General features: G+C 72.7%; 16 protein-coding genes. 8 read left to right on the top strand and 8 right to left on the bottom strand.

The window, feature by feature from the left end:
- Positions 1-334: 334 nt before the first annotated feature.
- The gene (locus PGN25_08710; GenBank protein ID MEH3117668.1) at positions 335-2,767 is read right to left on the bottom strand and encodes a response regulator; all 2,433 of its coding nucleotides are present in this window, start codon (positions 2,765-2,767) and stop codon (positions 335-337) included.
- 345 nt (positions 2,768-3,112) lie between these two features.
- Here PGN25_08710 and PGN25_08705 point away from each other — a divergent pair, with 345 nt between their 5' ends.
- From PGN25_08705 to PGN25_08695, 3 genes are all read left to right on the top strand, one after another.
- The gene (locus PGN25_08705; protein ID MEH3117667.1) at positions 3,113-4,693 is read left to right on the top strand and encodes an amidase; all 1,581 of its coding nucleotides are present in this window, start codon (positions 3,113-3,115) and stop codon (positions 4,691-4,693) included.
- A 283-nt stretch (positions 4,694-4,976) separates the two neighbouring features.
- A complete protein-coding gene (locus PGN25_08700) occupies positions 4,977-5,729 on the top strand; it encodes a DeoR/GlpR family DNA-binding transcription regulator (protein MEH3117666.1) in 753 nt (250 codons plus the stop codon).
- A 30-nt stretch (positions 5,730-5,759) separates the two neighbouring features.
- Positions 5,760-6,518, top strand: a complete 759-nt coding sequence (locus tag PGN25_08695) for an inositol monophosphatase family protein (GenBank protein ID MEH3117665.1) — start codon at positions 5,760-5,762, stop codon at positions 6,516-6,518.
- Positions 6,519-6,588: 70 nt separating this feature from the next.
- Here the strand turns inward: PGN25_08695 and PGN25_08690 are convergent, their stop codons facing one another.
- The 4 genes from PGN25_08690 to PGN25_08675 all read right to left on the bottom strand — a co-directional run bounded on the left by PGN25_08690 (position 6,589) and on the right by PGN25_08675 (position 10,970).
- Entirely contained in the window at positions 6,589-6,723 is a 135-nt protein-coding gene (locus PGN25_08690) for a hypothetical protein (protein ID MEH3117664.1), read from the bottom strand.
- 48 nt (positions 6,724-6,771) lie between these two features.
- Positions 6,772-7,038, bottom strand: coding sequence for a hypothetical protein (locus PGN25_08685; protein MEH3117663.1), 267 nt, complete (start codon positions 7,036-7,038; stop codon positions 6,772-6,774).
- Positions 7,008-7,280, bottom strand: coding sequence for a hypothetical protein (locus PGN25_08680; GenBank protein ID MEH3117662.1), 273 nt, complete (start codon positions 7,278-7,280; stop codon positions 7,008-7,010). The genes PGN25_08685 and PGN25_08680 overlap by 31 nt, the downstream gene beginning before the upstream one ends.
- Positions 7,281-7,655: 375 nt before the next feature.
- Positions 7,656-10,970: a helicase-related protein gene (locus tag PGN25_08675; protein MEH3117661.1), complete on the bottom strand. Its 3,315-nt coding sequence runs from the start codon at positions 10,968-10,970 to the stop codon at positions 7,656-7,658.
- A gap of 259 nt (positions 10,971-11,229) precedes the next feature.
- Here PGN25_08675 and PGN25_08670 point away from each other — a divergent pair, with 259 nt between their 5' ends.
- From PGN25_08670 to PGN25_08650, 5 genes are all read left to right on the top strand, one after another.
- Entirely contained in the window at positions 11,230-11,460 is a 231-nt protein-coding gene (locus PGN25_08670; GenBank protein ID MEH3117660.1) for a DUF2934 domain-containing protein, read from the top strand.
- 229 nt (positions 11,461-11,689) lie between these two features.
- Positions 11,690-12,595, top strand: a complete 906-nt coding sequence (locus PGN25_08665; protein ID MEH3117659.1) for an SMP-30/gluconolactonase/LRE family protein — start codon at positions 11,690-11,692, stop codon at positions 12,593-12,595.
- A 65-nt stretch (positions 12,596-12,660) separates the two neighbouring features.
- Positions 12,661-14,499 carry a glycoside hydrolase family 15 protein gene (locus tag PGN25_08660; protein ID MEH3117658.1) on the top strand — a complete coding sequence of 613 codons (1,839 nt, stop codon included), beginning with the start codon at positions 12,661-12,663 and terminating at the stop codon, positions 14,497-14,499.
- Between the two features lie 8 nt (positions 14,500-14,507).
- Positions 14,508-15,470 carry a TIGR03885 family FMN-dependent LLM class oxidoreductase gene (locus PGN25_08655; protein ID MEH3117657.1) on the top strand — a complete coding sequence of 321 codons (963 nt, stop codon included), beginning with the start codon at positions 14,508-14,510 and terminating at the stop codon, positions 15,468-15,470.
- A gap of 258 nt (positions 15,471-15,728) precedes the next feature.
- Entirely contained in the window at positions 15,729-17,081 is a 1,353-nt protein-coding gene (locus PGN25_08650; protein MEH3117656.1) for a cytochrome P450, read from the top strand.
- Between the two features lie 98 nt (positions 17,082-17,179).
- On the opposite strand, the gene minE is transcribed toward PGN25_08650, so the two are convergent.
- From minE to minC, 3 genes are read right to left on the bottom strand one after another with little or no spacing between them, the layout of a single operon-like run.
- On the bottom strand, positions 17,180-17,461 hold the full coding sequence (gene minE / locus PGN25_08645) for a cell division topological specificity factor MinE (GenBank protein ID MEH3117655.1): 282 nt from the start codon (positions 17,459-17,461) through the stop codon (positions 17,180-17,182).
- A complete protein-coding gene (gene minD, locus PGN25_08640; GenBank protein MEH3117654.1) occupies positions 17,458-18,273 on the bottom strand; it encodes a septum site-determining protein MinD in 816 nt (271 codons plus the stop codon). Before minD ends, minE begins: the two co-directional genes overlap by 4 nt.
- A 12-nt stretch (positions 18,274-18,285) precedes the next feature.
- Positions 18,286-18,972, bottom strand: a complete 687-nt coding sequence (gene minC, locus PGN25_08635; GenBank protein MEH3117653.1) for a septum site-determining protein MinC — start codon at positions 18,970-18,972, stop codon at positions 18,286-18,288.
- Positions 18,973-18,981 lie beyond the last annotated feature (9 nt).

Genomic DNA, 18,981 nt, shown 5'->3' with positions numbered 1-18,981 from the left:
CGGATACGCACACAATACGCACCGATTTATCCCGGCCCACGGTTAACAAGAGCCTCCCGAGATCGCGAAAAGCCGGTTTCGCCGCCGATCACATCTTGGGTGGTATCCGCAATGCTGGCGCAGACGCTTGCCTGCCGGTCGACGAATGGGCTCCGAAGGACGTGCCAGCCTCATCCGGCTTGCGTCGCGTTTCTGGATTGCTTCGCTTCGCTCGCAATGACGGAGAGGGTTGGCCCGCACCGTCATCGCGAGGCGAAGCCGAAGCAATTCAGGGCGCGACGGTGGCCGGTTTCACTTGCACCGTCCCGCTTTCACCGACAGCGGAAGAACGGCCTCACGCCGCCCGGGCCCGCAGGGACGCCGCGCTCAGCACCGCCGCGAGGTCGTCCGGGCGGAAGGGCTTGTCCAGTTGCAGGAATTGCCGCGCCGTGGCCGGCAGGTGCCCGTGCGGACTCGCCAGGACGATGCGGATCTCGGGGTGGCGCTCGACCACCGTGGCGGCGAGCTGAAGGCCGGTCATCACCGGCATCGACTGATCCGCGACCATGGCGTCGTAATCCGCGCGCTCGCTCAGGAGGGCGAGGGCGTGCTCGCCCGAGGCCGCCTGGACGACGTGGTGGCCGAGATCGGACAGCGCCTCGGCGACGCTGGCCCGGACGAGGCTGTCGCTCTCCACGAGGAGGACGCGCAAGGGGAACTGCCAGAGCGGGGCCTCCTCCGCCCGCCGCTCGGCCGCCTTGAGCCAGATCTCGGCGACGAAGGCCTCCTCGCCGGTCCCGTCCGAGACGAGGCGCCAGCCGGCGCCGGCCTCGGCGAGAAGCCGGGGCACCGCCTCCAGCGACCGCGGGGGGCGTGCTCGCGCCTCCGGGCCGGTCACCCGCTGTCCGCTGGCGACCAGCAGGCGCACATAGGCGCCCGGCGGCAGGCCGAACCCGGTCTCCGTCTCGGTCGCGTGCTCGGCGGCGCCGACCGCGAAGCCGTGCAGGCCGTGATCGCGGAAGTGGAAGGCGATGTTGAGCAGGACGATTTCGAGGACGCGCTCGGCGCACAGCACCCTGGGCAGGTCGCCGGGGACGCGGTTGACGACCGGCGTGCCCCGCAGGACGTTGGCCTGCATGAAGGCGAGGGTCGATTCGACGGCGGCGGCGACGTCGCTCTCGGCCAGCACGTCGCCCTCGCCGCGCACGAGGTTGAGCATCCGCCGGGTCAGGGCGGCCCCGCGCAGGGCGCCGGCCTGGGCCGCCTCGACGAGGCGGGCCTGCTCGGGCTCCAGGCCGTGGCGGCGGCGCAGGCTGCCGAGATTGGCGAGCACGATGGTCAGCACGTCGTTGAAGTCGTGGACGATGCCGTCGGTGACGCGGCGCAGGACGGTGTTGCGCCGCCGCTCGTTCAGCCCCGAGGGCGTCTCCGACAGGCCGTCCTCGATCGTCCGGCTCAGCGCGTGGATGCGGCTGCCGTCCCCGGGTTGCCGCAGGAAGCGCACCAGCACCCGCCGCTCCGCCTCGGGGATCGGTTCGGCACCGTCGGCGCGGGCGCGCAGCACCACGTCGTGCGGCCCGTCCGCCGCGCGCGCCGCCTTCAGGGTGAGGTCGAGGAGGGCATGGTCCTCCGGCTCGAACCATTCGGCCAGGTCGGCGAGATCGGTGGCGTGGTCGGCGGCGACCGTCGTGCCGGTGCTGTCGGAATCCGACCAGACCACTTGGCGCGTCTCCGGATCGATCTCCCAGCAGGTCCAGCCGGACATGCTCTCGAAGGTCCGGAGCCGGCCCTTGATGCGGTCGAGGCCGGTGCCCGCGAGCATCAGGGCCGCGTCGTTGCTCTGGCAGCGGCCGGCCACCGCCTCGGTCAGGGCCGCGATCTCGCGCACCGGCGAGGAAGCGGCCTCGCCGGGTTCCGCCGAACCGTCGGCCAGGCGTTGCAGCGGCTGCGCGGCGCGTCCGCCCAGCGCGTAGCCGAGACCGGCGGCCACGCCGACCACGGCGAGCGCGAGCGCCACCCAGCGTCCGTCCAGGCGCGGGCCCGCTGCCGCGGCCGGCGGCGCGTAGGCGGTCACGACCCAGCCGGGGCTGCCCAGTTCGCGCCCGCCGCGGACGGGGACCGAGGCCGCGCCGTGCGCGCCCTCCGGCGCGGACGGCGTGCCCGCGAGCACCCGCCCGTCGGCGCCGCTCACCGTGAAGACGACCGCCTCGGGCAGGTCGAGCGCCTGTCGCACCCGGTCGCCGATATCGATGAGGAAAGCGGGGCTGGCACGAAGCTGGATCCGGTCGGAGCGGCCCGGCGTCCCGAGCGAGAGGATGATGTCGAGGGGCGCCGCCTCGTCGCCGCCGTTGGTGGCGACCACGACCTCGGCGTTGCGCGCCCGGGCGAACCAGGGCTGGCGCGCGACGCTGCCGCCCGGCCGGCGCCAGTCCGCGGCGGCCCGCACGCTCCCGTCCGGGCCGATCAGGGCGGCATCGTGATAGCGCGGGCCGAGCGTGATCCATTGCTGGAGCAGGCTCGAGCGCTCGGCGTCGGCGAGCGCCGGATCGTTCGGGCGCAGCAGCAGCGCGGCGCCGCGCGCATCCGCGACGCTGGCATGCAGCTCCGCGTCGATGCCCTCGGCCACGGCGCGCGCGCCTGCCAGCACGGAACGCCGCGCCCCGTCCGCGGCCGGGCCGGCACCGAGCACGGCGGCCCCGATCCAGGCGAGCAGGAGCGCCGCCGCCGCGATCAGGGCGAGCTGGGCCGCGTTCAGCACCTTGAGCGAGATCCGGACGGAATCCAGCATATGGGGGCTCCGCCGGCACGGCTTGCCGGCCGCAGGATACCGGGATCGGTGGTCCTGCCCTCAAGACGAGGGGGTGAGGCGCTTAAGGGCCGGTTAACGCTGGCGGCATTCGCCGCCCGTCGCCCACGGTGCGGTGCGCGATCGCGCAAAGATCTGTCGCGCCCCCTTGGTTCGGCGAATCCTCCGCGAACACACGTTTCGAGGGATTTGTGGCTTTTGTGGCATGCGCCTTGCCAGGAAGCCCTTGCCGGCCGCGAAGGCCGGTGACGGTTGTCCCTACGGGAAAGATCCCATCGGACGGGATCGGCCCCGACGTCTTCAAAGTGTGTGGAGCGTGAGATCGAGATGAACGCAATGGCCCTTTCCGCCGCCGCCCCCGACGCGGCCGAGGATGCGCTGGCGGTGCAACCGATCGAGATGACGGTCGAGGATGTCCAGCGCGCGTTTGCCGGGGGCAGCGTGACGGCGGAAGCGCTGGCAAAGGCCTTCCTGGCGCGGATCGAGACCTACAACCCGCGCTACAAGGCGCTGATCGTGATGAACCCGCAGGCCCTCGACGATGCCCGCGCCATCGACGCCCGCCGCGCGGCGGGCGAAAAGCTGGGTCCGCTCGCCGGCGTGCCCGTCGTCATCAAGGACACGATGGACATGGCCGGCCTGCCGAGCACCGGCGGCTGGCACTTCCTCAGCGCCGAGGCCGGCGGCGTCGACCTGATCCCGGCGACCGACGCCCCGGTGACGGCGCGGATGCGCGCGGCCGGCTGCGTCATCCTCGGCAAGACCAACGTGCCGGTGCTGAGCCATACCGGCAGCCACGCCAACGACAGTTGGGCCGGGCCCACCCTCAACCCGGCCGCGCCCGACCGGATTCCCGGCGGTTCCAGCGCCGGCACCGCCACGGCGGTGGCCGCGAGCCTCGCCGTCCTCGGGCTGGCCGAGGAGACCGGCGGCTCGATCCAGAACCCGGCTTCGGCACAGGGGCTGGTGGGCATCAAGCCGAGCTTCGCCCTGGTGCCGAATGCCGGCGTGATGCCGCTCGCCGGCAGCACCCGCGACGTGGTCGGGCCGATCGCCCGCTGCGTGCGCGACGCCGCGCTCACCCTCGACGTGCTGGCCGGCTATACCGCCGCCGACCCGAAGACCGTGGCCGGCATCGGCAAGCGCCCGGCGGGCGGCTACGCGGCGGGGCTCGATGCGGGCGCGCTGGCCGGCAAGCGCCTCGGCCTGTACGGGCCCGGCTGGCGCGACCTGCCGCTCTCGCAGGAGGCCGCCGCCCTCTACGCCCGCGTGCAAGCCGAGCTCGAGGCGGCCGGCGCGACCCTGGTGGCCGATCCCTTCGCCGGCACCGGTTTCGCCGCCATCGCCGAGCCGACCCCGGGCCTCGTCTACTTCGACGCCCGCGGCTTCGAATCCGCGCCTCACGACCTCCAGCTCTACCTGGAGCGGATGGGGCCGGACGTGGCGATCGGGAGCTTCGCCGCCTTCGCGGAAGCCACCAAGGCGGAGGACGCGTTCGCCCCCGGTGGCGTGCTGCACCCGATCACCAACCTGCGCGGGCTCGCCGCCTGCCTCGCCGATCCGGCGATCCCGCCCGACCTCTCCGACTTCCTCGCCGCCCGCGAGGCCTATCTCACGCTGTTCGACCGGGTGATGACGGAGCAGGGGCTCGACGCCCTGGTGTTTCCGCAGATGCGGGCCGAACTGCCGCCGCTGCACGGGCCCGGCACCCTCTTGGAGACCACGGTCTGCGAGATCAACATCGCGGGGCTGCCCGGGGTGACGCTGCCGGCGGGCGCCTACGCCTCCGGCTCGCCGTTCAACCTGATCTTCGTCGGGCGGATGTGGAGCGAGGGCGCCCTCCTCGCCTACGCCTACGCCTACGAGCAGGCGACGCGTCACCGCCGCGCTCCGACCCTCGACGCCTGATTCTTCGCAGTCGGGACGTAAGACCAAGCGGCGCCGATCCCGACCATCGGTCGGGATCGGCGCATCCGGCGGATGGCCGCCGCCCCCAAACCGCATCCCTTGGCGCGGGGGCAGCCGACGATGCGTGATCCTCATCGCCGACTGGTATAAGCCCGCCCGGCTCCCTCCCACGGGACCGTGCGGTCTTGCTCCGCGATGCCGACCCTGTGCACGCGCCGAAATTGTACGCGACCGTTCCGCGGCCGCGGCGCTATCCTGGCCAGCGAACGGGGCCGGGGCCGGGATGCTGACCGATCATCGCCACGAGGAGATCCTCTCGCAGCTCGCGCAGACGGGGCGCGTCGGCGTCACCAGCGTCGCCGCCGCCCTGGCGGTCTCCGACGAGACGATCCGGCGCGACCTGAAGATGCTGGAGGAGCGCGGGCTGTTGCGGCGCATCCACGGCGGCGCGGTGCTGCCGCGCCTCGATCAGGAGCGCCCGCTGGTCGAGCGCAGCCAGCTCAACAGCCGCGAGAAGGGGCGCGTCGCGGCGCTGGCCGAGGGGCTGGTGGAGGACGGCATGTCGATCTTCATCGACACCGGCACCACGACGCTCGCCCTCGCCCGGCGGCTCACCACCCGCAAGCTCACGGTGACGACGAACTCGATCGACATCGCCCTGCTGCTCGCCGACAGCCCGGCCCGGGTGAACCTGACGCCGGGCACGCTGCGGCCGAAGGACAACGCGCTGGTCGGCTACGACACCGTGGATTACGCCCGGCGCCACTTCTTCGATCTCGCGCTGATGGGCATCGCGGCGTGCGACCTCGCGCAGGGCTGGATGGACTACGAGGAGCACGAATCCGTCCTGCGCCGGGCGCTGCGAGGGCAGACCCGGCGGTCGGTGCTGCTCGCCGATTCCCGCAAGTTCGGGCGCCAGGCCAACCTCCAGACCTTCGACCTCGCCGCGCCGGTCACCGTGGTGACCGACCGGCCGCCGCCGGAGCCCTTCGCCGACCGCTTCGCCCGGCACGCCATCGATGTCGTCTTTGGCTGAGTTCATCGGGAGGGCAGCGTGAGCGGATCGATGCGTGAAGACCTCGTCGCCTTCGCCCTGAAGCTGGCCGACCTCGCCCGTCCGCTGGCACGGGCGCATTTCCGCACGCCGCTCGCGGTCGAGGCCAAGGCCGATGCGAGCCCGGTGACCCGGGCCGACCGCGGCATCGAGGCGCTGCTGCGCGCCGAGATCCGTCGGACCTATCCCGGCCACGGCATCCTCGGCGAGGAGGAGGGCGGCGACCTTGCCGCGGAGCACACCTGGGTGCTCGACCCGATCGACGGCACCAAGAGCTTCGTGGCCGGCCTGCCGCTGTTCGGCACCCTGATCGCGCTGGCGGAGGCCGGGCGCCCGGTGCTCGGCGTCATCGACATGCCGATCCTGAACGAGCGCTGGCACGGCACGGGCGGCCGGGCGTGGTTCGAGGGAACGCCGATCCGCACCAGCACCCGCGGCCTGCCCGAGGCGCGCCTTTTCGTCACCTCGCCCGACCGCTTCAAGGGCGCGCAAGCGGAGGCCGTCGCGGCCCTGACCGACGCGGTGGCCCTGCGCCGCCACGGCGGCGATTGCTACGCCTACGCCCTGCTCGCCTCGGGCCATTGCGACCTCGTGCTCGGGGCGGGACTCGCGGTCTACGACGTGTTCGCGCTGATTCCGGTGATCCAGGGAGCGGGCGGGGTCATCAGCGACTGGCAGGGCCGCCCGCTCACCCCCGATTTCGACGGCCGCGTCGTGGCCGCCGCCAACCCGGGGCTGCATCGAGCCGCGCTGGAGCGGCTCGGCGGATAGGCGGCAGGCTTCAGCCGCCCCGGCGGAACAGAAACACCTGCCGCCCCTCGCCCGCCAGCGCCGCGGCGCCCTAGCGCCCGCAGATCCAGTCGCGCACCATCGCGGCGGCGGGGGAGACGGCCGGGATCGGTGTGATGCCTACGAAGAACGGTCCGTAGACCGCCCATTGTGCCGGCTTGCTGTGGTAGAGATCGCGCGTCGTCATCTGCGGGTGAGACTCTTGTGACGGGCAGGAGGGTGAAGCCGACGGGCTTCACCGGCGGCCTTTGGCGACGGCGAAGAGACCGCGCGGGCGGAAGCGCAGGAACACGACGATCCGCACGTAGAGGAGGAAGCGGGCGAAGGTGTCGCTGGTGACGAAGGCGAAGACCGACTGGAGTTCGCCCGTCAGCCCCGCCGCCGCGACGCTGCCCATCAGCGTATCGCCGCCGACCACCACCACGAGGAAGGCCTGCACCACGTAGGCCGTGCCCATGGTCGGCAGCACGGTCACGAGCACGCCGAACAGCGAGCCGGCCACACCCCGGCGAGGCCCGCGCCCAGCGCGAAAGTCGTCATGTAGACCCGGTCGGCGTTGACGCCGAAGGACGCGACCATCTCCTTGTTCTGCATCACCGCGCGCACCTGCATGCCGAAGCGGGGGCGGTAGAACAGCCAGGCGGTCGCCGCGACGATGAGCGCGGTGATGGGGAGCATCACGAGGCGGAACACCGACAGGCTGGCGAAGCCCACCTCGACGTTGCTCTGGAAGATCTCGGGCACGGCGATGTATTTTCGTGTCCGAGCCGAAGATCAGCCGCACGCCCTGCATCAGCACCAGCGACACGCCCCAGGTGGCGAGCAGGGTGTCGAGCGGACGGTTGTAGAGGCAGCGGATCAGCCCGCGCTCGATGATGAGCCCGAACAGCGCCACCACGGCGGAGGCGGGCAGGCAGAGCAGGAACGGCAGGCCGAGGGAGGATTTGCAGGGCTAGGAGGTGTAGGCGCCCAGCAGCCTCGAAGCACGCCGCGACGCCTCTCCCGGAAGACCGGTGTCCGTGGGATCGACCGTTCCGGGGGACTCAAGGCCGAGCTTTCGCTCGGCGCCTCAGCATGAGGAGCGCTGAGTCTGCCAAACCCGCTCACTCAAACAGGCCCTCAGGCGCGCCGGTCGCGCGCCTCTTCCAGATGACGCAGGAAGGCGGCGGCTCGGCTGCCGCGCGCGACCGCGTCGTCGCCGCCCCGGCGCAGGACGATGCGCCCGTCGCGCACCGTGATCCCGTCCGAGACCGGGATCACCGGTGCGGTCCTGTCCGGATGGAAATCGGCGGCGATGCCCTGCGGGCCGCCGCTGAGGCGAACGATGCCGAGACCGAGGCATCCGGTCCGCAGGCCGGCGAGGGTGAACAGCGCCTCCACCGCCTCCGGCAACGGTCCGAAGCGGTCCTCGATCTCGTCGCGCAGGGCATCGATCTCCTCCGCGGCGCGCAGGCGCAGCAGGCGGGTGTAGAGGCTCAGGCGGATCTCGGGCTCGGGGATGTAGTCCACCGGCACCCGACCGCTCAGGCCGATGCGCACCTCCGGGCTCCAATCCTCGGCCGCCTCGCCCTTGGCCGCGCGGAGCGCCAGTTGCAGCAGGTGCTGGTAGAGGCCGAGGCCGACGAGCTTGACGTGGCCGGCCTGGGCGTCGCCGACGAGATCGCCCGCGCCGCGTAGGTCGAGGTCGCGCGCGGAGATGGCGAAGCCCGCCCCCAGCCGGTCGAGCGCCTCCAGCGTGCGCAGCCGCTTCTCGGTGGAGGCGCTGAGCGGCTTCTCGGGATGCCCGAACAGGTACACGACGCCGCGCCGCTGCCCGCGCCCGACCCGGCCGCGCAACTGGTGCAACTGCGCGAGGCCGAACCGCTCCGCGTCCCAGACCAGCATCGTGTTGGCCCGCGGCACGTCGAGCCCGCTCTCGATGATGCTGGTGGCGAGCAGCACGTCGCCCTCCCCGTCGGCGAAGCGCACCATCGCGTCGTCCATCTCGGCCGGCTTCATGTCGCCGTGCGCCGTGACGAGGCCGAGCCCCGGCACGAGGTCGCGCAGGCGTTTCGCCATCGGCGCGATGTCCTCGATCCGGGGACAGACGACGAAGCTCTGCCCCCCGCGGCGGTGCTCGCGGGTCAGGGCCGCGGCGAGCCTCTCGGCCTCGAACGGCGCGATCACCGTGCGGATCGGCTGGCGCACCGCCGGGGGCGTGGCGATCACGCTGAGGCTCTGCAGCCCGACCATCGCCGCCTGGAGCGTGCGCGGGATCGGCGTCGCGCTCAAGGTGAGGATGTGGGCATCCCCCGCCGCCTTGCGCAGGCTCGCCTTGGTCTTGGCGCCGAAGCGCTGCTCCTCGTCGATGATGGCGAGACCGAGATCGTGGAACGCGACGCCGCGCCCGGCCAGCGCCTGGGTGCCGACCACGAGGCGCACGCGGCCCTCGGCCAGCCCCTGCTTGACCCGCTTGGCCTCGGCGGGGGGAACGAGGCGCGACAGGTGCGCCACCTCGATGCCGAAACGGGCAAAGCGCCGCCGGAAGGTCTCGACATGCTGGCGCACCAGCACCGTGGTCGGCGCCATGACCGCGACCTGCCGCCCGGCGAACACCGCCGCGGCGGCGGCCCGCAGGGCCACCTCGGTCTTGCCGAAGCCGACATCGCCGCAGACCAGCCGGTCCATCGGCGCCTCGCGGGCGAGATCGGCCAGGGTCTCCTCGACCGCCCGGGCCTGATCGCCGGTGAGCGGGAAGCCGAAGCCGGCGGCGAACCGCTCCATTTCGCGCTCCGGGGACGCGATCCGCGGCGCGTGCGCGCTCCGGCGCTGCTGCGCGGCCTGGAGCATCGCCCGGGCCGTCTTGGCCAAGGTCGCTTCGGCCTCCAGGCGGCGCCGGCCCCAGGTGCCGCCGTCGAGGCGGTCGAGGGTGACGGCCTCGGCCTCCGAGCCGTAGCGCCAGATCCGGTCGGCCTGGGTCACCGGCACCATCAGGATGGCGTCGTCGGCAAAGCGCAGGCGTAAGGAATCCTCCTCGCCCCCGTCCCCGGTCGCGATCGCCTCCAGCCCCTCGAACAGGCACAGGCCGTGATCGCGGTCGATCGCGACGTCGCCGACCCGCAGTTCGACCTCGCCGATCGGCAGCACCGCCGCGCGCCGCCGCGTGCCCGCGCCGAGAGGCCCGAGCAGGTCGGCGGCAGCGATCACCGTCGCGCCGATCTCCGGCACGCGAAAGCCGGCCTCGACCGGTGCCTCGATCGCCAGCATCGCCCCGGGCTCCGCCGCGACGACCTCGGCCCAGGCATCGATCAGGCGGACGGTCCGCTCCTCGATCCGTGCCGCCGCGCGCACGAGACGGCGCAGCGGCGCCTTCGGGCCGGCGAGCACGACCCGCTCGCCGGACTTGAGCGCCGCGCGCAGGGCCTTGGCGAAGGCGGTCTCGGGCCGCCGCTCGCGGGCGAAGGACGGCAGGGCGACGCGCTCGGCCTCCGCGCCGGTGGCCGCGGCGAGGCCGCGGGCCTTCAGCAGATCCGCCCAGGCGTCCGGCGCGAGGTAGAGACCCGACGCCGGGTCTCGGTCCGCGGACGCGCTCGCCTCGCGGCCCTCGGCGATCTGCTCGAAGAAGGCGGCGGCGCGCTCCTCCACCCCGGCCTCGACCACGAGGCGCGCTTCGGGCACGTAGTCGAGCAGGCCCACGAGGGTGGGGTAGAGGCGGGCGAGACGGTGCTCCTGGCCGGTGAAGGGCTCCAGAGCGACCTCCGAATCCGGCGCCAGGACGATCTCGGTGGCGGGATCGATCACCAGCCGGTCGGTCTCGACGCGGGAGCGCTGCGACACCGGATCGTAGGAGCGGATCGCGGTGATGCGGGCGCCGTCGTGCTCGACCCGGCAGGGCAGGGGGGCGGCGGCCGGAAACACGTCGATGGTCCGGCCCCGGACCGCGACCTCGCCCGGCTCGTCGACCCGGTCGTCGAGGATGTAGCCGAGCCGCCGCAACTGCGCCGTGAGCGCCTGCGGATCGAGGGCATCGCCGACGCGCAGCTCGACATGGGCCGGCCCCCAGGTCTCCGGCGGCGGCACGCGCTGCAGGAGGGCGGGCGCGGTGGTGAGCACGAGATCCGGCAGCGCCTCGCCGTCGGTGAGCCAGCGCAGCGCGCCGGTGCGCGCGCCCATGACACCGCGCGACGGGGAAGCGCGGTCGTAGGGCAGGCAATCCCATTCGGGATAGACCGCCACCGTCCGCTCCGGCGCCAGCGCCCGCACCACGGCGGCGATCTCGTCGAGCCGCCGCCCGTCGCGCGCCACGTGGACCAGCGGCCGCGCGGCTTGCGCGAAGCCGAGCAGCGAGACCGCCAGGGCGCCCGTCGGGACCAGCGGGGCGGCGCCCGGGTCCCGGGTCGCATCCCGATCGGCGCGGGGCTTGGCAGTTCGAGGCGTCGTCCTGGGCTTGGCCATCGATGGTCCGTTGCGCGGGTTCCGGGTCGGCTTCCGGCAACGCCGCGCGGGCCGTCGCGGGTTCCGCCGCCGCGGCGCGATCCCCAGGCTTCCCCGGACTGACCGAGACACGGTCGGCGTCGCACATCCGAGGATTGCGGCGCTCATCCAGCCCGTCCTCAACCTATGTGGGTGAGGTCCCGCGCGGCGCGCGGCAGAGACACCCTCGATCCGGGCCGGCGGCGAAGCGCCGACAGGCTCGCGGAAGCAGACGGATCCGATGGACGTGGCGGTCGAGATCACCTTCGAGCAGATCCGGGAGCGCGCCTACGAGCTGTGGGAGCGCCATCACCGGCCGGACGGCTTCGAGATCGAGCTCTGGCTCATGGCCGAGCGGGAACTCAGGGCGGAGCGTGAGCGGAAGCCGGCTCCGGCCCCGCGCTCCGGACCGACGATGGCGCGGGATGATCCGATGCCATCTCCCGCCGACGATGCGCCCGATCCGTCCTGACGGCTTGCCGTGTTGACCCGAGTCCGGCGCCCAGGCGGGCTGGACGGAAAGCGCGCCCGCACCGCGTGCGCGCCCGGGCCCCTTTGCCGATAAAACGCGAGATGCGGATGAAAGAACTCCGTAGAACGGAGTCGATGCTGCGGCAGATCGGGCGTGAGGACTGGAACGTTCAGGAACTTCCGTCGCGGATAAGCGTCAACGATCATTCATGGAAGGAAAGTCCCTCGCCTTGGCCGCCTCGCCGACCCTTGTTCTCGACTCGACCCGCTGCCACCTCGGTGAGGGGCCGAGCTACGATCCGGCGACCGACACCGCTTGGTGGGTCGATATCCTCGAATCGCGCCTGTTCGAATGTCCTTTGGGCGAAGGCGCCGATGCCGTTCGGACCGGTGCCGTTCGGACCCATGCGCTGCCCTTCATGGCGAGCGACGTCGCCGCGATCGATTCCGGCCGGCACCTGCTCTCGGCCGACGACGGGCTCTACGTCCGCACGATCGCCGACGGACGCCTGAGCCTGCTCTGCCCGCTGGAGGCGGAGGATGCGGGGACCCGCTCCAACGACGGCCGGGTCCACCCCAGCGGCGCCCTGTGGATCAGCACCATGGGCCGGGACGCCGAGACCGGGCGCGGCGCGATCTACCACGTCGCCGGCACGCGGGTGACGCGGCTGTTTGCCGGTCTCTCGATTCCCAACGGCATCGCCTTCTCGCCCGACGGCGCGACCGGCTACTTCGTCGATACCGACGAAGGCGTGCTGCGGCGCGTCGCCCTCGACCCCGCCACCGGCTTGGCCGTCGCCGAGCCCGAGACCCATTACGACCATCGCGGCGGCGAGGGCGGGATCGACGGCGCGGCGGTGGATGCGGAGGGGCTGATCTGGACCGCCCGCTTCGGCGCGGCCTGCCTCGACGCCTACAGCCCCACGGGCGAGCGGGTGCGCACCGTGCCCGTCCCGGCGCGCCAGCCGACCTGCCCGACCTTCGCCGGCCGCGACCTCGACCGCCTGCTGGTCACGACCGCCTACGAGGGCATGGACGCGGCCGAGCGCGCGCAGGACCCGGAGCATGGACGCACGCTGCTCGTCGCGGTTGGCGTCCGCGGCCTGCTGGAGCCGGCCTTCCGGCTCGACGCTTGAACCGGCGCCCTCAACCCCAACCATCCCGAAGCAAGGGGCCGGCACGCGGCGCCCGAGGAACGACCATGTCCGAGCCCGACACCCGCCCCTACCAGCCGATCGAGGCCTACGCCCTGCTGAGCAATTGCGAGGGCTGCGCCCTGGTCGCCCGCGACGGCGGGATCGACTGGGCCTGCCTGGAGCGCTTCGACGCGGACCCCTCCTTCTCGCGCCTGCTCGACCGTGCCCGCGGCGGACACTTCACGATCCGGCCGACGGAGCGGTTCGAGACGGCGCGGCAGTATCTCAGTCGCAGCAACATCGTCGAGACCACCTTCACCACGCAGACCGGCTTCGTCACCCTGCACGACTTCATGGTCGGCCCGGAGGGCGGTGCCGACCGGCCGCGGCTGGTGCGGCTCGTCACCGGCGTGTCCGGCCGCGTGCCGATGATCGCCGAGTACCGCCCGCTCGCCGGATTTGCCGAGAGCTTCGCGCCGCTCGCCGTCGAGGGTGCCCGCGTCACCGCGGCGGGCTGCCCCGGCCTCGTCTCCGATGCCGCCTTCACCGTCGAGGGCGACGTCGCGGTGGCCCGCTTCACCCTGGAGGGCGGTGGGGAGCGGAGCTTCGCGCTCTATCGCGACACCGCGCCCGCGACCTGCCCCGACGTCCGCGCGCTGATGGAGGAGACCCGCCGCGCCTGGGTGCTGTGGACGCAAGGGGCGGCCTATGTCGGACCGCTGGCGGACGAACTGATGCGCTCGGCCCTGGTGCTCAAGGGGCTGACCTACGAGCCCACCGGCGCGATCGTGGCCGCGGCCACCACCTCCCTGCCCGAGGAGATCGGCGGCATCCGCAACTGGGACTACCGCTTCTGCTGGATCCGCGACGCCTGCCTGTCCTTCTACGTGCTGAAGAAGTTCGGGATGACCCGGGAGGCGGAGGCCTTCTTCGGCTTCGTCACCGAACTGTGCGAGCGCGAGGAGAGCCGGCTGAAGCCGCTCTACAGCATCTCCGGCGAGGCCGATCTCAGCGAGATCGAGGTCGGTCACTTCGAGGGCTGGAAGGGCAGCGCCCCCGTGCGCCACGGCAACGAGGCGGCCGAGCAGCACCAAGCCGACGCCTACGGGCAGGTGCTCGACCTGCTCTACTTCTACGAGCGCCTGGGCGGCACGATGCCGGAGGCGATGCGGACGCACGGGGCGCGGCTCGCCGACATCTCGGCGGCGCACTGGCACGAGCCGGATGCCGGCCTGTGGGAGCCGCGCAAGCCGGAGCAGCGCTACCTGCACGCGGCGATCATGAACTGGGTCGCCCTCGACCGGGCGATCCGCCTGTTCGGCGAGCGGGAGGAGTGGTGCCGCGAGCGCGACCGGATCGTGACGTGCGTCAACGGCGAGGGGCTGCACCGCGACGGCTACTACCCGCAATACATCGGCAGTGACGATGTCGATGCCGCCCTCTTGATCGCGCCGATGGTCGGCTTCCCCGTGGACGAGGCGGCCTTCGCCCGCACCGTCGACGCGGTGATCGATCGCCTGAGCCACGGCCACCTCGTCTACCGCTACAGGAACGACGACGGGCTGCCCGGCCACGAGGGCACCTTCCTGCTCTGCGCCTTCTGGCTCGTCGACGCCCTGCTCTGGCTCGGGCGCGAGGAGGAGGCACGCACCCGCTTCAACGCGCTGCGCGCGATGCAGAACGATGTCGGCCTCTACGCCGAGGAGGCCGCGGAGGACGACAGCTTCCTCGGCAACTTCCCGCAGGCCTTCAGCCATCTCGGCTTCATTCACAGCGCGCTGATGCTCGACCTGTTCGAGCATGGCGGCCGCGCGGCGGTGCGGGGCACCTACGCCGACCGCTCCCTGCGCGAGACGGACACGCGCCGGGCACCCCGCATCGCGGGCGCCGAGGCGGGAGAATGACGACCGGCATGCCCCGCGTCGGCTATCACGCCTCGCACGAGCAGCACGCACCCTCGGCCCTCCTGCGTCACGTCCGGGCGGCGGAGGAGGCGGGGTTCGCCTGCGCCATGTCCTCCGAGCACTTCAAACCCTGGAGCCGAGCGCAGGGGCAGTCGGGCCATGCCTGGTCCTGGCTCGGGGCGGCGCTGGCCGTCACGCGGCTTCCCTTCGGCATCATCACCGCGCCGGGCTACCGGCACCACCCGGCGGTGCTCGCGCAATCGGCCGCGACGTTGTGCGAGATGTTCCCCGAGCGCCTGTGGCTCGCGCTCGGCAGCGGCCAGCGCCTCAACGAGGACATCACCGGCCTGCCCTGGCCGGAGAAGGCGGAGCGCAACGCCCGGCTCGCCGAATGCGCCGGCGTCATCCGCGCGCTGCTCGCGGGCGAGACCGTCACCCATCGCGGCCGCGTCACGGTGGTCGAGGCCAAGCTCTACACGCGGCCGAAGACGGCCCCGATGCTGATCGGCGGGGCGGCCACCCCCGCCACCGCCCGCGCCCTCGGCGCCTGGGCGGACGGCCTCGTCACCGTGGGGATCGAGCCGGGCAAGCTGCGCCCGGTCGTGGAGGCGTTTCGCGAGGGCGGCGGTGCGGGCAAGCCGGTCTTCCTCCAGACCAAGGTCTGCTGGGATCCCGATCCGGCCCGCGCCCTGGCGGAGGCCCATGCCCAATGGGCGAGCAACGCCATCGAGGGCGAGGTGAACTGGGAGCTGCGCAGCCCGGAGGACTTCGAGACCGCCGCCCGCTTCGTCCGTCCCGAGGACATGCACGCCTGCGTGCGGATCTCGCACGATCTCGGCCGGCACGCCGCTTGGCTCGCCGAACTGGCCGAGATGGATTTCGCCGAGATCATCGTCCACCAAGTCGGCGCCGGCCAGGACGCCTTCATCGACGCCTTCGGCCGCACGGTGCTGCCCCGGATCGGCGGCTGACGCCGCTCTTCCGCTGGCAGGGGGCGATCCGGCCGGCGACGGTGGGAAGGGACGCGTGCGGGCACGAGGCACAGGGCGGTGAGGCCGCAGGCGAGAGCAGGAGGCCGACGGGGGGCGCGTGCAGATCGATGCGTTCCGCGCTCGGGGCGGCGCCGTCCGCTGCGTGCATCAGAACCGGACGCGGCCCTCGCGCGGTCGGCGGCAAGCGCCTAGAACGCTTCGAGACCGGTCGGCGACGGGCCGCGAGGGAGCGTAGAGATGGACATGCAGGCCCCGCCGGCCGACGCGGCGCCGCGCTTGGTGCCGCCGGTGCCGGTGCCGCCGGAGCGGGAATTGCCGACCCTGCGCTTCATCGCGGCGATGCGGGTCAACGGCATCGCCTGCTGGCCGGCGGCCGCCTACGAGACGCCCCTGCGTCGCCGCCGCCTGCTCGGGCGCATGCGCTTCACCGTCAGCGACCCGGAACTGGTGCGGCGCGTGCTCGTGGACAACGCCGCCAACTACGCCCGCACCCCGATCACCATCCGCATGCTGCGGCCGATGCTCGGCGACGGCCTGCTCATCAGCGAGGGGGCGGCGTGGCGCCACCAGCGGCGCACGCTCGCGCCCGCCTTCACGCCGCGGGCGGTGGAGACGCTGGTGCCCCACATCCTCTCGGCGAGCGACGAGGCCGTCGCCGCCCTGGAGCGGGAGGCCGCGGCCGGGCCGGTCGATCTCTTCGCCGCGCTCCAGCGGCTCGCCCTGGAGATCGCCGGGCGGACCATGTTCTCGGTCGGCATGGAGCGCCACGGCAACCGCCTGCGCGGCTTCCTCGAAGCCTACGCCGAGCGGCTCGGGCGCCCGCACCTGACGGACGTGCTCGTGCCCTTGCGCTTCGCCACGCCCCTCGACCGCGCCCGGACCCGCTTCCGGCACGATTGGGTCGCCTTCCTCGACCGGATGATCGCCGACCGCGACGAGCGGCGGGAGGGGGAGGCGCGCGACCTGCTCGACCTGCTGCGCGCCGCCCGCGATCCCGAGACCGGCCGGGGCTTCCCGCACGAGGCGTTGCGCGATCAGGTCGCCACCATGATCCTGGCCGGGCACGAGACCACGGCCGTCACCCTGCTCTGGGCCTGCACCCTGCTCGCGCTCGCCCCCGAGATGCAGGAAAGGGTCGCCGCCGAGGCGGGAGCGCCGGACAAGCCCTTCACCCGCGCGGTGATCGAGGAGACCCTGCGGCTCTATCCCCCGGCCTTCGTGCTGGCCCGCCGCGCCGTCGGCCCCGACGTGCTGGCCGGCGAGGCGGTCCGGCCCGGCGACGGCGTGACGATCTCGCCCTGGCTGCTGCACCGCCACCGCCGCCTGTGGAGCGATCCCGACGCCTTCGATCCCGGCCGCTTCCTGCCCGGAGCCCCGCCGGTGCCGCGCTTCGCCTACCTGCCCTTCGGCGCCGGCCCGCGGGTCTGCATCGGCGCGGCCTTCGCGCTCACCGAGGCGACGCTGGCCTTGAGCCGGCTCGTCGGCCGTTTCCGGATCGAGCGCGCCGATGCGCGCCCCGTGCTTCCCGCCGCCGTCGTCACGACCCAGCCCGACCACGCCCCGGCCTTCCGGCTGACGCGGCGGGCGTGAAGCGGACCCGTTCGGCCCGCTCACGGAAGAGGGGGCCGAACGACGAAGACCCGCGGCATCGGAGGATGCCGCGGGTCTTCGTCGTTCGACCGTTCCGATCAGGCGGTGGCCAGCTTGCGCTTCGGCTTGAGCGCCGCGTCGACGGGGAACTCGATGTCGACGCCGAGCGTCGAGACGCCCTCGCCCCGCTCCAGCTTGATCTGCACCTTGTCGCGCTCGACCGTGACGTGCTTGGCGATCACGTTCAGGATCTCTTCGCGCAGGGTGATGATCAGGTCGGGGCGTCCGTTCTCCGCGCGCTCGTGCGCGAGGATCAGTTGCAGGCGCTCCCGAGCCACCGAGCCGGAGCCGCGCGGTTTGAGGAAGGTCAGAACACTCATGCGGCCCTCCGTGTGAACAGCTTGTTGATCAGGGATTTGCGGTCGGACGGGATCGCCATCGGCACGGTCTCGCCCTTCAGGCGGCGCACCGCGTCGATATAGGCCCGGGCCGGCGCGCAGAGCGGGTTGTTCAGCGTCACCGGGCAGCCGACGTTGGAGGCGCGCAGGACTTCGAGGCTCTCCGGGATGATGGCGAGCAGCGGGATCGACAGGATCTCCAGCACGTCGTCGACCTTCAGCATGTCGCCGCGGTCGGCGCGGGCGGGGTCGAAGCGGGTGAGGATCAGGTGCTTCTCGATCGTGTCGCCGCGCTCGGCGCGCACGGTCTTGGAATCGAGCAGGCCGATGATCCGGTCCGAGTCGCGCACCGAGGAGACCTCGGGGTTGGTGACGACGACCGCCACGTCGGCGTGGCGCATCGCGAGCTGAGCCCCGCGCTCGATGCCGGCCGGGCTGTCGCACACGATCCAGTCGAACTTGTCGCGCAGTTCCTCCATCACCTTGGCGACGCCCTCGTCGGTGAGCGCGTCCTTGTCCCGGGTCTGGGAGGCGGGCAGCAGCGAGAGGTTGTCGAGGCGCTTGTCGCGGATCAGCGCCTGGGGCAGCTTGGCGTCGCCGTTGGTGACGTTGATGAGGTCGTAGACCACCCGCCGCTCGGCGCCCATCACGAGGTCGAGGTTGCGCAGGCCGACATCGAAATCGACCACGCAGACCTTCTCGCCGGCCTGCGCCAGCGCCGCGCCGAGCGCCGCCGTCGTGGTGGTCTTGCCGACGCCGCCCTTGCCGGACGTGACACAAAGAACCTTGGCCATTCTCGTTTCCCCTTAACCCAAGGCTGCGATCTTGATCGCGCCGCCGTCGGACCAGATCTGGACCGCTTGGCCGCGCAGGTGAGTGCCCATGTCCTCGGCCGTGCGGACGAGGCGGTCGATGCCGAGAAGCTCGGGCTCGAACTTGCGGCAGTAGATGCGTGCGCGGGGGTTGCGGGCGGCGCCCGCGATGGCCCGCCCGCGCAGGGCGCCGTAGACGTGGATGGAGCCGCCCGCGAGGATCTCGGCGCCCGAGGACACCGAGCCCATCACGGTCACGTCCCCCTCCCGGTGGACGATGCTCTGGCCCGAGCGCACCGAGCCCTCGATGGTGAGGGACGACATGCCCGGTTTCTCTTCTTCGTAGGCCGGCGCCTCGAAGGCGTCGCCGGCCGGGCGGCCGCCGGCGAGCCGCGGCGGGAGGTTCGAGCTCAGGGGGGCGTCCGCACCCTCGATGCCGAGGATACGCAGGCGCCGGGCCGACAGCTCGGCGATCAGGCTCTCCAACTCGGACGGCGCGGGCTTGAGGCCGGCGACGTCGAGGATCACGGCCCGGTCGTCGAACAGCGTGGCCGATCGCGTCAGGGCACCGTCCAGAAGGGCGAGCCACTCGGCGAGGGGGGCTTCCGGCGCCAGCGAGACGGCGCGGAAGACGCGGCCTCGCAGGGGCAGTGAAGGGCGGGTGGGAGCGGGGCTGGTCACGGGCGTTGA

Origin of the sequence: Methylorubrum populi, from assembly GCA_036946625.1 — a bacterium.
In the GTDB taxonomy this organism is placed as follows: domain Bacteria; phylum Pseudomonadota; class Alphaproteobacteria; order Rhizobiales; family Beijerinckiaceae; genus Methylobacterium; species Methylobacterium populi_C.
The sequence above is the reverse complement of the archived record's forward strand: the minus strand, read 5'-3'. Positions and strand labels throughout refer to the sequence as shown.

Excerpts from the sequence above, each read along its gene's own strand:
- PGN25_08710 (MEH3117668.1), bottom strand. The coding sequence starts at position 2,767 with ATGCTGGATTCCGTCCGGATCTCGCTCAAGGTGCTGAACGCGGCCCAG.
- PGN25_08705 (MEH3117667.1), top strand. The coding sequence starts at position 3,113 with ATGAACGCAATGGCCCTTTCCGCCGCCGCCCCCGACGCGGCCGAGGAT.
- PGN25_08700 (MEH3117666.1), top strand. The coding sequence starts at position 4,977 with ATGCTGACCGATCATCGCCACGAGGAGATCCTCTCGCAGCTCGCGCAG.
- PGN25_08695 (MEH3117665.1), top strand. The coding sequence starts at position 5,760 with ATGCGTGAAGACCTCGTCGCCTTCGCCCTGAAGCTGGCCGACCTCGCC.
- PGN25_08690 (MEH3117664.1), bottom strand. The coding sequence starts at position 6,723 with ATGACGACGCGCGATCTCTACCACAGCAAGCCGGCACAATGGGCGGTC.
- PGN25_08675 (MEH3117661.1), bottom strand. The coding sequence starts at position 10,970 with ATGGCCAAGCCCAGGACGACGCCTCGAACTGCCAAGCCCCGCGCCGAT.
- PGN25_08670 (MEH3117660.1), top strand. The coding sequence starts at position 11,230 with ATGGACGTGGCGGTCGAGATCACCTTCGAGCAGATCCGGGAGCGCGCC.
- PGN25_08660 (MEH3117658.1), top strand. The coding sequence starts at position 12,661 with ATGTCCGAGCCCGACACCCGCCCCTACCAGCCGATCGAGGCCTACGCC.
- PGN25_08655 (MEH3117657.1), top strand. The coding sequence starts at position 14,508 with ATGCCCCGCGTCGGCTATCACGCCTCGCACGAGCAGCACGCACCCTCG.
- PGN25_08650 (MEH3117656.1), top strand. The coding sequence starts at position 15,729 with ATGGACATGCAGGCCCCGCCGGCCGACGCGGCGCCGCGCTTGGTGCCG.
- minE (MEH3117655.1), bottom strand. The coding sequence starts at position 17,461 with ATGAGTGTTCTGACCTTCCTCAAACCGCGCGGCTCCGGCTCGGTGGCT.
- minD (MEH3117654.1), bottom strand. The coding sequence starts at position 18,273 with ATGGCCAAGGTTCTTTGTGTCACGTCCGGCAAGGGCGGCGTCGGCAAG.